The sequence below is a fragment of the Lelliottia sp. CFBP8978 genome, from assembly GCF_034046055.2.
In the GTDB taxonomy this organism is placed as follows: Bacteria; Pseudomonadota; Gammaproteobacteria; order Enterobacterales; family Enterobacteriaceae; genus Enterobacter.
This window is the reverse complement of sequence record NZ_CM188253.1, coordinates 3,298,217-3,310,918: the sequence shown is the minus strand read 5'-3', so window position 1 is coordinate 3,310,918 and position 12,702 is coordinate 3,298,217. Positions and strand designations below refer to the sequence as shown.

At 53.9% G+C, this 12,702-nt stretch carries 11 protein-coding genes and 2 CRISPR repeat arrays (1 of these 13 running past the window's edge); of the genes, 10 read left to right on the top strand and 1 reads right to left on the bottom strand.

Features of this window, described 5'->3' with window-relative positions; genetic code table 11:
• Positions 1-410: 410 nt before the first annotated feature.
• Positions 411-773: a KPN_00521 family repetitive protein gene (locus SOM82_RS15535; protein ID WP_154128846.1), complete on the bottom strand. Its 363-nt coding sequence runs from the start codon at positions 771-773 to the stop codon at positions 411-413.
• A gap of 355 nt (positions 774-1,128) precedes the next feature.
• Here SOM82_RS15535 and SOM82_RS15530 point away from each other — a divergent pair, with 355 nt between their 5' ends.
• The 10 genes from SOM82_RS15530 to cas2e all read left to right on the top strand — a co-directional run bounded on the left by SOM82_RS15530 (position 1,129) and on the right by cas2e (position 10,830).
• A complete protein-coding gene (locus SOM82_RS15530; RefSeq protein ID WP_320461305.1) occupies positions 1,129-1,668 on the top strand; it encodes a hypothetical protein in 540 nt (179 codons plus the stop codon).
• Positions 1,669-1,680: 12 nt separating this feature from the next.
• Complete coding sequence (locus SOM82_RS15525) at positions 1,681-2,001, top strand: hypothetical protein (protein ID WP_320461306.1); 321 nt, start codon at positions 1,681-1,683, stop codon at positions 1,999-2,001.
• A 298-nt stretch (positions 2,002-2,299) separates the two neighbouring features.
• Entirely contained in the window at positions 2,300-5,005 is a 2,706-nt protein-coding gene (cas3, locus tag SOM82_RS15520; RefSeq protein WP_320461307.1) for a CRISPR-associated helicase Cas3', read from the top strand.
• 18 nt (positions 5,006-5,023) lie between these two features.
• The gene (gene casA / locus SOM82_RS15515) at positions 5,024-6,562 is read left to right on the top strand and encodes a type I-E CRISPR-associated protein Cse1/CasA (RefSeq protein WP_320461308.1); all 1,539 of its coding nucleotides are present in this window, start codon (positions 5,024-5,026) and stop codon (positions 6,560-6,562) included.
• Positions 6,555-7,160 carry a type I-E CRISPR-associated protein Cse2/CasB gene (gene casB, locus SOM82_RS15510; RefSeq protein ID WP_320461309.1) on the top strand — a complete coding sequence of 202 codons (606 nt, stop codon included), beginning with the start codon at positions 6,555-6,557 and terminating at the stop codon, positions 7,158-7,160. The genes casA and casB overlap by 8 nt, the downstream gene beginning before the upstream one ends.
• A gap of 14 nt (positions 7,161-7,174) precedes the next feature.
• Positions 7,175-8,233 carry a type I-E CRISPR-associated protein Cas7/Cse4/CasC gene (gene cas7e / locus SOM82_RS15505; RefSeq protein ID WP_320461310.1) on the top strand — a complete coding sequence of 353 codons (1,059 nt, stop codon included), beginning with the start codon at positions 7,175-7,177 and terminating at the stop codon, positions 8,231-8,233.
• 9 nt (positions 8,234-8,242) lie between these two features.
• Positions 8,243-8,962, top strand: a complete 720-nt coding sequence (cas5e, locus tag SOM82_RS15500; RefSeq protein WP_320461311.1) for a type I-E CRISPR-associated protein Cas5/CasD — start codon at positions 8,243-8,245, stop codon at positions 8,960-8,962.
• Positions 8,962-9,621: a type I-E CRISPR-associated protein Cas6/Cse3/CasE gene (cas6e, locus tag SOM82_RS15495; protein ID WP_320461312.1), complete on the top strand. Its 660-nt coding sequence runs from the start codon at positions 8,962-8,964 to the stop codon at positions 9,619-9,621. Before cas5e ends, cas6e begins: the two co-directional genes overlap by 1 nt.
• A complete protein-coding gene (gene cas1e, locus SOM82_RS15490) occupies positions 9,618-10,532 on the top strand; it encodes a type I-E CRISPR-associated endonuclease Cas1e (protein WP_320461313.1) in 915 nt (304 codons plus the stop codon). Before cas6e ends, cas1e begins: the two co-directional genes overlap by 4 nt.
• Before the next feature lie 4 nt (positions 10,533-10,536).
• Positions 10,537-10,830, top strand: a complete 294-nt coding sequence (gene cas2e, locus SOM82_RS15485; RefSeq protein WP_320461314.1) for a type I-E CRISPR-associated endoribonuclease Cas2e — start codon at positions 10,537-10,539, stop codon at positions 10,828-10,830.
• An 84-nt stretch (positions 10,831-10,914) separates the two neighbouring features.
• Positions 10,915-11,370: direct repeats of the CRISPR family, unit length 29 nt; unit sequence GTGTTCCCCGCGCCAGCGGGGATAAACCG.
• 73 nt (positions 11,371-11,443) lie between these two features.
• Positions 11,444-12,702: a CRISPR direct-repeat array (repeat unit 29 nt; unit sequence GTGTTCCCCGCGCCAGCGGGGATAAACCG); it runs 3,407 nt beyond the window's last position.

Below are 12,702 nucleotides of genomic sequence, written 5' to 3'. Positions count from 1 at the left end.
TTTAGAAGTGCTTAATGATTATGTAAGTAGGGGTTACTTATTTCTCATATGATATATTATGTTTATGCCCATAATAAAAATAAAGCTGGCGCATGTGGAATAATATGCTAGTGGAATTATTGCTTAATACAGCGTCTGTTATTTCAGAAGTTTAACGTTATCCGCAATTCAGTTGGCCAGGTCATTAGTATGATTTTCGATATCATTTCACCCGACATTTTCTACGAACAGAACGGGATGCTCAGACGTTGATACCACGACAAACTGACGCGGCAGGATGAGGATTATCGCGATTTCCCGCTGGTCATTGGCGAAAGCGTTAACGCAGGAGTTGGGCTGATGTTTGGACAAACAGCGGAGAGGCAATAAAAAAAGGCCGCGATAGCGACCTTTTCGGTGAAGTGAATGGCTTATTCAGTGACTTTCTTTTCCAGCGACGCTGCGCCTTCTTTGGTCTTATTCCAGCCTTTCTCAGTGCCTTCTTTGGTGGCATCCCAACCTTTCTCGGTGCCTTCTTTGGTTTTATGCCAGGCTTTCTGCGAATTTTCACTCACTTTACTGCCCACACTGTCGCTTTTGCCTTCAGCGGCGTGTTCGGATTTCAGCTTCAGCTCTTCGCCTTTGTTCTGCTCCTGGTGCAGTTTTTGCTTAGCGTCGTTGGCGTTCGCTTTCGCGGCGGCAACGGTATCGTCGGTTGCGTGTGTGGTTGCGGCAAAAACAGGAGAAGCCAGCAGAAGTGCAGATGCAGATAATGCAATCATTGTCTTTTTCATAATATCCTCAATTCACTTTATTCATGTTATGAGCGTGATTAAGGATGGCACGAGCGAAGCGGCATGGCTCTAGGAAAAAACTGTAAGTGGATCAAAGGGGTCTGCTTTGGCCTTTTCTGAAGGCTCAACCGGTTGGTGAACAATATGAGCTATTAAGCATTCGCAGATGCTCCAGTATGCGTCGATAGATTAATATGATTCGCTCATTTTCAAGGCTGATTTTATTTTAATCTGGAACGGATGACTGATATTAATGTGTGGCATTTTATGCGTTATTTTAATCAGATAATGATAAATCACCTGTCAGCCCTTCAATTATAATACAAGAGAAAATCACCCGTTTTAAGGGCTGCCTATGGTGTCACGTCAATACGCAATCGCTGGACTCTCTTTTGCACTAACCGCATCTGTTTTTTTAACCTCATGTGCCGTACCGGCGTATGATGAAAAAATGGATAACCAGCTGACTGAATTACAACAGTCGATGGATGCAGGTCTTGGTGCGATCCAGGGATATTCGCTTTTTTATGAGCGCTTGAGTAAAAACACGGCGGCGGGAAAACTTGCTCTGGAAAAAGCCAGAGAGAAATGCGGGTTTGCGTCCAGCTATTCATTTTATAACGATACGGAAGCGCGCATTAATACGCTATTAGTCAGGTTATCTGTTACGCCTGATGTACCGCAAGGGCCGGTTAATGCCCTGACATCGCTGCAGAAAAACTTTATCAGTCTGAAAGACATGCATGCTTCTCATCAGCCGTGCTTAAATTCAGTCAACTTTATCGTGAAAAGAAAACAGCTCAGGGGCGATTTTTATCCTCTTTATAGTTATTTGCTTCAGACAAAAGTGGGTGTTTCTGACAGTCAATCTGCACAGCGTTTTTATGCACCATAAGAGGATAATGTCATGCCGGATTTTAAAGTTGATAAAGTAGGGCAAGATGTTTTAAAAGTCGTCTTAGCAACTCTTGGACAAACTGCAGAAATTCATACGAAAGCCATAGCGTGTCAAACACATCAATACGTTGATGCTTATGCATTTCTCATCGCGCACTGGGACGAATTCGAACCGGACACCCGAAGAGTGCATCAGCAGGAGATCCAGGATTCACTGGCAAACATATTAAAGGGGTATGCTGGTGTGAGTGAAATGGCCGGAAGGCAAGCCGTTAATGCCGCATTTAATGTTATTGTCCAGGCAGCAGGTGAATTTATCAGGTTATTATAATTTGAGTATTTTAAAATAGAGTTATGCCAGAACATTCACAGTGTCTTCTGGAAAATATTGTCGCTTTGCCGGGCATGAAAAACGTTAACGATGGCTGACTGTATCAGTTGCGTGATTAATTGTGTAACGCTGTGTTATTGCTGATATTATAATTTTTATACTGAAATGATGCTCTTTTTATATTTTTATTGTGTATTTTTGGATGATGTTATTTTTGCTCTCCCCTCTTAATCTTCCTAAAGTTGATTTTTATATCACTAAATACTGATTTTCAGGTTTTTATATTGCGGCTGTTTGAATGGGTGTTCGGCTAAATTATATAAACAGTGAGGTTGCTCTGAGTATTTATTGTTATTGGGGAAAAACAGCCAAAGGTCATGAGTCTGGCGCGCCCTATCATTTATTACCTTACCATTGCCTGGATGTGGCAGCCTGCGGTTGGCAAATGGTGATCGATAATCGCTTTCACGCGGCAGATATCTTTGCCGGGTTGGGGTTCTCGCGGGAAGAGGGGGCGCGCTGGTTCGCCTGGATGCTCGCCCTGCACGATATCGGAAAATTTGCGACCGGTTTTCAGCAGCTCAACAAGACGTTTTATCCTGAGCTGGTGCAAGCTGTTAGCGGTATCCATTGTTCAGGGAAACACGATTCGCTGGGTTACGGGTTATGGAAAAAATGGCGAGAGGCGTGGCCCAATGTGCTGCCCGCTATATCGAGTGAGTGCGGCAGGACGCTGGATCTCTGGCTCAATATTGCCACCGGGCACCACGGTCATCCTCCCCTCAAGGAGGTGAAAATCAGCACTGCGTTTACCCCGCAAGATAAAATGGCCGCGCAAGAGTGGGCGGTAGCCATTTCAGCTCTTTTCGGAATCGCCGACTTCCCGGAGCGTTTTAGCGATAAGCTATGGCGTGAAAAACTTTGCCATCAAAGCTGGCTGCTGGCGGGACTGACCACTCTGGCAGACTGGATCGGCTCTGATCAACGTTATTTTCCCCTGGTCAGCGCCGTGATGCCCATCAGCGACTACTGGCAGACGGCGTTAGCGCAGGCCAGGCATGCGCATTCTCAGCTTCCCGCTCCTTCTCACGTAAACCCTCAGCCTTGCCACACGGCTCTCTTTCCGTTTATTCAGCATTTAACGCCATTACAGCAGAGCGCAGCAGAGATGGATATCTCAGCTGATGGCCCACAGTTGGTGGTGATGGAGGATGTGACCGGAGCGGGTAAAACCGAAGCCGCGCTGATCCTCGCCCAGCGGCTAATGGCGCAGGGCAAAGGTGACGGCCTGTATGTAGGACTGCCAACGATGGCGACCTCGAATGCCATGTTTCAGCGTCTGTCCACGGTTTATCGCGCGTTATTTGTTGAGGAACACCATCCGTCCCTCGTGCTGGCTCACGGCTCCAGCCGCATGTCGGAGGCTTTCACCCACTCTCTGTGGGAGACGAATAATGAAGGCGAATCTGACTATCAGCCCGACGAACAGAGCGCCGGTAGCGCCTGCAATATCTGGTTTGCCGATTCGCGCAAGAAGTCACTGCTGGCGGAGGTGGGCGTCGGTACTCTCGATCAGGCGCTAATGGCGGCAATGCCCTTTCGCCACCAGTCGCTGCGGCTGCTCGGGCTGTATCGCAAAATTCTGCTTCTTGACGAAGTACATGCTTATGACAGCTATATGGTGCGCCTGCTGGAAGGGCTGCTGACTTTCCACGCTTCTCTGGGCGGGAGTGCCATTATCCTGAGCGCGACCCTTCCTTCGTCTTTACGCCACAACTTACTCAGTGCTTTTCAGCGTGGAGTGGACGGCGCTCCCGTCATCCCAGACCCGGCGGCTGGCTATCCCTGGCTTTCACATTATTGTCCGCAAGGGTTGTCTGAATATTTCATTCCGACCCGGACGGAAGTTGCTCGTCGCGTCACGGTGCAGTGGCTAACCGAGCTGGATAGCGCCCGGGAGCTTATTCATCGCGCTGTTGAAAACGGACAATGCGTCTGCTGGATACGTAACACCGTTGATGAGGCGACCGACGTTTACCGTCAGTTGCGCGACAGCGGCCTCATCCCCCCGCAAAACCTGTTGCTGTTCCACAGCCGCTTTGCCTTTGTTGACCGTATGGAAGCCGAAAACCAGGCGCTTGCCTGGTTCGGCAAGCACAGTACGCCGGAATTGCGGCGCGGCAAGGTGCTGATTGCCACCCAGGTGGTGGAGCAAAGCCTTGATCTTGATATGGACGTGATGATCAGTGACCTTGCGCCCGTCGATTTACTTATTCAGCGCGCCGGGCGTTTACAGCGCCATGTTCGCGACTGGCAAGGCGCTTTAAAAGCACAGATGCCGGATGAGCGCCCAGCGCCAACGCTACATATTCTGGCCCCGGAGTGGCAGCCCGAAGCCGCAGCCGGCTGGCTGGGCGAACATCTGAAAGGGACGGGATATGTCTACGACGATCATGCCTGTCTGTGGCGGACTCAGGCCGTTCTCCGCGAAAAGGGCGAAATCCGCATGCCGGAAGACGCACGTGAACTGATAGAGAGTGTTTATGGGGCGTGGAGGGCCACTCCCGCTGGCCTGCAGGCGCAGGAAGACAAAGTTTATGGCAAAGATATCAGTGTAAAAGCCGCCGCAAAACAACACATTCTGGATCAATCAACAGGATATGACCGTGCAGCAAGCGAAACGGGCTGGAGTGATGACGTTGCGCTTTCTACCCGGCTGAGCGATATCACCGTCGACCTCTTCCTTGCCTGGCAAGGCGAGGGGGGCGAGTTGCAACCTTACGCCCGTCTGGAGACGTTTGCCTGGCAGCAGAGCAGGCTCTCGGTGCGGCAAACGCTGTGGCAGAAAATGGCCGCTACCGCACCGCATTTACAGGGGGAAGCGCTCGACGATTTTCGTCACGAAATCCACAACCCCAATGCACAGGTGCTGCTTTTGAAAGAGGGGAAGACATCGGCGTTTTATAGCAAGGAGTGGGGGTTGTTGAGTCATTGGATGGCGTAATTTCTTTCAGGAGGAAACATGTTTTCACTTATCACAGAGCCATGGTTGCCGGTTATCGACATCCAGGGGCAGCGGCGTAAGGTATCGCCCGCCGAACTGGCTGATCATGCCATTATCGACCTGGCCTGGCCGAGGGCCGATTTTCAGGGCGCAGCCTATCAGCTATTGATTGGTCTGCTGCAAACGGCGTTCGCGCCGAAGGATGAAGGGCAGTGGGAGGATATCTGGAACAAGGGGATCGATCCGGACAGCTGGCGAAAAGCGCTGGATCGCGTAGCGGTTGCCATGCGCTTCGGTCCTCAGAAGCCCGCATTTTTGCAGGATTATTCCACCCTTGACGTTGAAAATAGCCCCATTGCCGGGTTGCTGATCGATGCCCCCGGGGGCAATACCGTCAAGCTGAATAAAGATCACTTCGTCAAACGCAGTCACTACCAGCATTTTTGCCCGCACTGTACAGCGATGGCGCTATACACGGTTCAGACCAACTCTCCTGCGGGTGGGGCCGGATTTCGTACCAGCATGCGCGGCGGCGGCCCGCTCACCACACTGTTGATGCCAGTGCAAGCCGGTGAGCCGCTATGGCGAAAGCTCTGGCTGAACGTCATGCCAGCGAAACACCGCTGGGCGGATGAACACCTGCACTTGATCTTCCCGTGGTTGACGGAGACCCGCAGCAGCGAAACGGCAAAGAATATCGTCACCCCCGAAAATTCTCATCCACTCCAGGCTTACTGGGGCATGCCGCGACGGCTGGAGATCGATTTCAGCCATACGCAACGTGGTGAGTGCGATCTTTGTGGCGAGCATCATGACGCGCTGCTCAGCCAGATTCGAAGCAAAAACTACGGCGTACAGTACGACGGCTGGGTGCATCCGCTGTCGCCTTACAGGCAAGGGAGAAAAGACACTGCCGCGCCAGTGTTATGCCTCAAGGGACAGCCCGGTGGACTGGCCTATAAAGACTGGCTGGGTCTGGTGATGACGACGGAAGATAAACTTAACCGCACGCTACCCGCGCGGATTGCGCTGCGCAATCCGAGGCCAGGCGCTACCGGATTATGGTGTTTTGGTTTTGATATGGATAACGCCAAGGCGCGCTGCTGGTATGAACACCATCTGCCCATGATCAGATTAGGATCTGACGAATCCGAAAGCTTTAGCGACCTGATTTCAATGGCCGTTGAGCTGGCGACTTCCACACGGCCTTTACTCGTTCAGGCGTTAAAAGAGGCTAACAGCGACTCCAGCATGGCGGAGATGACCTTCTGGCAGCAGACAGAGTCCGGATTTCGCCAGCTGTGGCAGGCGCTCAGCCAGCATCCTTCTGCGCTTCAACCTCAGGCACGCGCCGCGCTGCGGGAATGGGGGGAGACCCTTCAACGTTGGTTGTTGCAGATTTTCGACCAGCGCGCGTTTACTCACCCGGATCACACGGCTGACCTGCAGCGGATCCTCTCCGCCCGGTTCAACCTCCTTAAGAATTTCAGAAAACTCAACAGCCTGAAAAAACTCAAGGGGATCGCTATGGAGCACAGGGAGCAGGCCAATGTTTGAAACTCATACCGGTAAAGAGCTGATTATTGTGGATGCCGCGCCTGGCCTTATCCGTCGCTGGTTTCGTAGTTTGCAGGAGCGCAATTGCGTGGATCCGGTCTTCACGGGTAATGGCCGCGCCTGGCGGGCCGAACTTCGCCATGTTCAACCGCCCTATGGGGCACTTACCAGCATGGCTTTTCATCATCTGAGCGGTGCGCTAACGGAGGAAAAAATGCAGGTCAGTGACAGGCTGGCGCTGGCGATCTTCGCAGGCGTCGCTGCCCATGCGCATCACGATAACACCACCGAATCCTTTGCCCGTCAGTTGAGCGAGGAGATTAAAGGTCGCCCGTGTCTGTCGCGGTTGCGTTTTGAGCGCCTGCTGGCGGCCAGAACCCCGACAGAGCTCGCTGCTCAGCTGGTGCGCGCGGTAAAACTGCGTGGGGCTCAGGGCGTCAACCTCGTTTCGCTGGCCGACGGAATTTGCCTGTGGATGCGTGAATGGCAGGCGAAAGAGGAACATCTGGCCGCGGAGCGTCATCCGTTCAACCGCATCGCCGTGCGCTGGGCCAGTGAATATTTGCATGGGATGGAAAAATCCCCCTGGAATAAATAACAAGGACTTTACTCATGACGACTTTTATTCAGCTCCATATCCTGACTGCATACGCCCCTGCCAACCTGAACCGTGATGATACGGGGCGCCCGAAAACGGCGATTATGGGTGGGGTGGAACGACTGCGGATTTCCTCACAAAGTCTTAAGCGTGCCTGGCGTACTTCAGAGGTTTTTGAAAGCGCCCTCAGTGGGCACATTGGTATCCGCACCCGCCGTTTAGGCAGTGAAGTGTATAAACAATTGCGGGCGGGCGGAGTGGATGAAAAGAACGCATTGTCGATCGCCGGAATGATTGCCGGGAAGTTTGGCAAACTGAAAGCGGATAAAAACGCAAAAGCGCCAGAGAACCTGAACATTGAGCAGCTGGTACATATCAGCCCGAGTGAATATCAGCTGATTAACCAGCTGGTTGAACGCTTAATTGCAGAAAAGCGTGAGCCGGAAGAGCACGAGCTGAAACTGCTGCGTGAAACCGCAAGTGGGGTGGATATTGCTTTGTTTGGTCGCATGCTGGCGTCCAGTCCGGAGTTCAATGTTGAAGCGGCCTGCCAGGTGGCCCACGCCCTTGGCGTCAGCGCCGTCACGGTCGAAGACGATTTCTTCACCGCTGTCGATGATTTGAACCGAAAAGAAGATGACGCTGGTTCAGCGCACATGGGCGAGAAGGGCTTCGCATCGGCGCTGTTTTACTCCTACATCTGCATTAGCCGCGATCTGTTGCTGGAAAACCTTAATCATGATGAAGCGCTGGTGGCCCGTACCCTGAAAGCGTTGACCGAAACGGCGATCACCGTTTCCCCCACCGGTAATCAGAATAGCTTTGCTTCTCGTGCTTACGCCTCTTATGTGCTGGCCGAAAAGGGTTGTCAGCAGCCGCGCGCGCTCTCTGTCGCCTTCTTCAATCCTGTTCGCGGAGAGGATCAACAGGATCAGGCTATCCAGCGCCTGCAACAACAGCGGCAGAAGTTTGAACGCGCCTATGGGCAACGCGAGGGCGAACGTCACTACGAAATGAACGTGGAATCGGGCGACGGTTCGCTTCAGGAACTGCTGGAATTTGTCAGCCAGTAAGGAGTCGCGATGTCCCGCTATCTTGTTTTTCAGCTTTATGCACCGCTCGTGTCCTGGGGCGAAGCGGCCGTGGGCGAGGTAAGGCACAGTAACGCTGTACCCAGTCGTTCGGCGTTGCTGGGTCTGCTGGCCGCAGCGTGCGGCATCCGGCGCGATGCACCTCTGATGGAGGCGTTTATTCGGCACTACCACTTTGCCGTACGCCCGCTTTCCTCCTGCGAGCAGTGGCTGCGTGACTATCACACAGTAGAAGTGCCCAGGCAGAGCCGCAAGCGAGTGTACTCCACCCGGCGTGATGAATTGACACAGGCGCCGGAAGAGCTCGGCACTCTGATCACCACTCGTGAATATCGCTGTGATGCCTACTACCACATTGCTGTTCAGGAAACAGAAGGGGCCCCGTTGGCATTGCAAAAACTGGCAGCGGCATTGGTGGAGCCGGTATTGCCTCTCTATCTGGGGAGAAAATCCTGCCCACCCGCGCTGCCGCTATCGCCAGTGATCCTGGAGGGGACGCTCGCAGAGGTATTCCGCCAGGCGGAACAAACGCTGGTTTGCCCTGAGCTAACAGGGATGCTTCCGGCTGCCGATTTTTGCTATTGGGAAGGGGAGCAGCAGGGGGTATCGCCGGTTATCTCCGTTCTGAGAAGCGACCAGCCGCTGAGCAAAGTGCGCTGGCAGTTCACCACTCGCAGGCAGTTTTCAGGCACGTTCAGGGAGGAAAAATAATGTTTCTGTCACGCGTCACGCTCGACCTGAGCCAGCTAACGCCTGAAATGATGGTGAAGTGGCAGAGTGCCTCTCCTTATGCCAGCCACCAGTGGCTCTGGCAGCTTTTTAGCGATCAGCAGGAGCGGCGATTTTTGTTTCGCCATGAACCTTCACAGAGAGGCGAGCGTTTTTATCTGCTTTCCGAAACGGCTCCGTTCACACCGCATAATCTCTTCTGCGTTGAGAGTAAACCTTTTCAACCCCAGCTGACGGAAGGGATGCTGCTGCATTTTTCGCTGCGGGCTAACCCGGTCATCACCCGTGCAGGCAAGCGCAGCGACGTGATGATGGATGCTAAATATCATGCGAAGCAGGAGGAGCAGTCATCCGGGCAGATCTGGTCGCTGCAAGTGGCTGCGGCAAACGACTGGTTACAACGTCAGGGGGAACAGCATGGTTTCTCGCTCATCGACGATGAAAGCAGGGTATTGAGTTACCGTCAGCAACGTTTCAGCCGGCGGACAGGGGAGCGACCAGTCACTTTTGGTAGCGTTGATTTCGAGGGGCATTTGCGGATCACGGATGTGGCGCGTTTTACCCATGTGCTGCATCAGGGGCTGGGTAAAAGCAAGGCGCTGGGCTGCGGCCTGATGCTGATTCGACGGGGGGAGCGATGAGCTGGCTACCCTTAAGCCCGATCCCGATGAAAGATCGTACCTCGATGATCTTTTTGCAATACGGGCAGATTGATGTTGTTGACGGAGCCTTTGTGCTGATAGACAAAACCGGGATACGAACGCATATCCCGGTGGGCTCGATAGCCTGCATTATGCTGGAACCCGGCACGCGGGTTTCGCACGCTGCGGTACGTCTTGCCGCGACCACCGGGACATTGCTGGTCTGGGTGGGTGAAGCGGGTGTCCGTCTTTATGCCTGTGGACAGCCGGGAGGGGCGCGTTCCGACAGGCTGCTTTATCAGGCAAAGCTGGCGTTGGACGAAGATCTCCGCCTGAAAGTGGTGCGTAAAATGTTCGAGCTGCGCTTCGGGGAGGCCGCTCCCAGCCGCCGGTCCGTTGAACAGTTGCGTGGGATAGAAGGGGCACGCGTGCGCCAGACCTATAAGCTGCTGGCGAAACGCTATGGCGTGAAGTGGCATGGACGACGCTACGATCCGAAAGACTGGGAAAAGGGAGATGTGGTGAATCAGTGCATTAGCGCCGCCACCTCCTGCCTTTATGGAATTACCGAGGCTGCGATCCTGGCCGCCGGGTATGCCCCCGCTATCGGTTTTGTGCATTCCGGTAAGCCACTCTCTTTCGTTTATGATATTGCCGATATCGTCAAATTTGAGGGCGTCGTCCCGGTGGCCTTCGACATTGCCTCCCGCCATCCCGCTCATCCTGATAAAGAGGTTCGGCTGGCGTGTCGGGATATTTTCCGCAGCCAGAAAACACTGGCACACCTTATCCCTTTGATAGAAAAAGTGCTGGCGGCTGGGGAGATTGAACTACCGCAACCCTTTGAGGATGCCCAGCCTCCGGCTATTCCCGAACCAGTATCACTGAGTGATGCTGGTCACAGGGGGTAACGTAATGGGCATGCTGGTAGTGGTCACTGAAAATGTTCCACCTCGTCTGCGAGGGAGACTCGCTGTCTGGTTGCTGGAGGTTCGCGCCGGAGTTTACATCGGCGACACCTCACGCAAGGTGCGGGAAATGATCTGGCATCAGATCACCACATTAGCGGATGAGGGCAATGTTGTGATGGCCTGGGCGGTGAATAATGAATCAGGTTTTGACTTCCAGACATGGGGTGAGAACAGACGCATGGCGGTGGAACTGGATGGACTGAGATTGGTCTCTTTCCATCCTGTTGAAAATCAATAGGTTACTGTTCCTTAAAAATCCGGAAAAGTTGGTGGAATTTTTATCAAAGGATAAAACCTTTTAGATCAATGATATAGTTTTAGAGTGTTCCCCGCGCCAGCGGGGATAAACCGTTGCATTGGGTAGCTCTATAGCCTCAATTCTGGTGTTCCCCGCGCCAGCGGGGATAAACCGTCGGACATTGCATCAGGGAATGCCTCTCCAGTGTGTTCCCCGCGCCAGCGGGGATAAACCGGCCGGGCGCGGGGTTAAATCTTTGATGAATGGGTGTTCCCCGCGCCAGCGGGGATAAACCGCGATTCTGGAAATGAACACCGCAGCAATGTTGGTGTTCCCCGCGCCAGCGGGGATAAACCGACCGGGCGCGTGCTGGCTCTGCGTCGTCTGGAGTGTTCCCCGCGCCAGCGGGGATAAACCGGGTTCCCCGTCCGAGGAAAAGGGAAAAAATCAGTGTTCCCCGCGCCAGCGGGGATAAACCGTCCTGCAGTTCTTTGCGAGCCTCAAACGGTAGGTGTTCCCCGCGCCAGCGGGGATAAACCGGTTGTGAGCCTTGATGTTGGCTACCCCGATCTGTGTTCCCCGCGCCCCGCTGTTATCAGGGCGTAATAAAACACGTGTTCCCCGCGCCAGCGGGGATAAACCGTTGCCGTAATCGCTCGGAACAATTTTTCCATTGTGTTCCCCGCGCCAGCGGGGATAAACCGAGCAATACCCATATCTCTGGCCGTTTGCTCAAGTGTTCCCCGCGCCAGCGGGGATAAACCGACGGTATACGGGGCCATGAACATCACGCGCAGGTGTTCCCCGCGCCAGCGGGGATAAACCGGCTATCAAATCCACAAAATTTTCGGATCAGGAGTGTTCCCCGCGCCAGCGGGGATAAACCGCGTGACGAAACCCGCTGGAAGTGATCGACTAAGTGTTCCCCGCGCCAGCGGGGATAAACCGTCTACCGTGGGCCTATCAGCGCTCTCATGTTAGTGTTCCCCGCGCCAGCGGGGATAAACCGCTCGGTTGGTGGGGTAAACAAACCGTTGTGGAGTGTTCCCCGCGCCAGCGGGGATAAACCGGGCTACACGGTTAGCTGGAACTGGTACGAAACGTGTTCCCCGCGCCAGCGGGGATAAACCGCGGCTTGATCGAGTTTGGCACCAAACTGCCGGGTGTTCCCCGCGCCAGCGGGGATAAACCGATTGATGCACTCTTTTTGCTGTTGCGATGTTAGTGTTCCCCGCGCCAGCGGGGATAAACCGCAGACGATCAAATTTTTGCAGGCCGTCTCTAAGTGTTCCCCGCGCCAGCGGGGATAAACCGCAGCAATGGGCGGCTATTCAAAAGACGCTTGAGTGTTCCCCGCGCCAGCGGGGATAAACCGGGATCGAACTGGTGGAGGGCATGGAAAATGCAGTGTTCCCCGCGCCAGCGGGGATAAACCGGTGCTGTTGATTTGTCTGCGCCCGATGTTGATGTGTTCCCCGCGCCAGCGGGGATAAACCGGAGGTCGTATTGCTCATCACCTTGCAGCTTGCGTGTTCCCCGCGCCAGCGGGGATAAACCGGGTCGCGCAATTCTCTTCGGCATTCTGGATTCGTGTTCCCCGCGCCAGCGGGGATAAACCGTTGTGCGCCATAAAAACGGTGATGACCGTCGAGTGTTCCCCGCGCCAGCGGGGATAAACCGTGTATTGCTCATTACTTAATCCTCTGTGATGAGTGTTCCCCGCGCCAGCGGGGATAAACCGACCAAAGACCGCAATCAGCGCATTGTGTTTGCGTGTTCCCCGCGCCAGCGGGGATAAACCGGCCCCTTTTCTCATCCCCACGCGGAAAGGTTAGTGTTCCCCGCGCCAGCGGGGATAAACCGACTGTGAAC

Bases quoted from the DNA above. Each gene is read 5' to 3' on its own strand.
- SOM82_RS15535 (WP_154128846.1), bottom strand. From the start codon at position 773: ATGAAAAAGACAATGATTGCATTATCTGCATCTGCACTTCTGCTGGCT.
- SOM82_RS15530 (WP_320461305.1), top strand. From the start codon at position 1,129: ATGGTGTCACGTCAATACGCAATCGCTGGACTCTCTTTTGCACTAACC.
- SOM82_RS15525 (WP_320461306.1), top strand. From the start codon at position 1,681: ATGCCGGATTTTAAAGTTGATAAAGTAGGGCAAGATGTTTTAAAAGTC.
- cas3 (WP_320461307.1), top strand. From the start codon at position 2,300: ATGGGTGTTCGGCTAAATTATATAAACAGTGAGGTTGCTCTGAGTATT.
- casA (WP_320461308.1), top strand. From the start codon at position 5,024: ATGTTTTCACTTATCACAGAGCCATGGTTGCCGGTTATCGACATCCAG.
- casB (WP_320461309.1), top strand. From the start codon at position 6,555: ATGTTTGAAACTCATACCGGTAAAGAGCTGATTATTGTGGATGCCGCG.
- cas7e (WP_320461310.1), top strand. From the start codon at position 7,175: ATGACGACTTTTATTCAGCTCCATATCCTGACTGCATACGCCCCTGCC.
- cas5e (WP_320461311.1), top strand. From the start codon at position 8,243: ATGTCCCGCTATCTTGTTTTTCAGCTTTATGCACCGCTCGTGTCCTGG.
- cas6e (WP_320461312.1), top strand. From the start codon at position 8,962: ATGTTTCTGTCACGCGTCACGCTCGACCTGAGCCAGCTAACGCCTGAA.
- cas1e (WP_320461313.1), top strand. From the start codon at position 9,618: ATGAGCTGGCTACCCTTAAGCCCGATCCCGATGAAAGATCGTACCTCG.
- cas2e (WP_320461314.1), top strand. From the start codon at position 10,537: ATGGGCATGCTGGTAGTGGTCACTGAAAATGTTCCACCTCGTCTGCGA.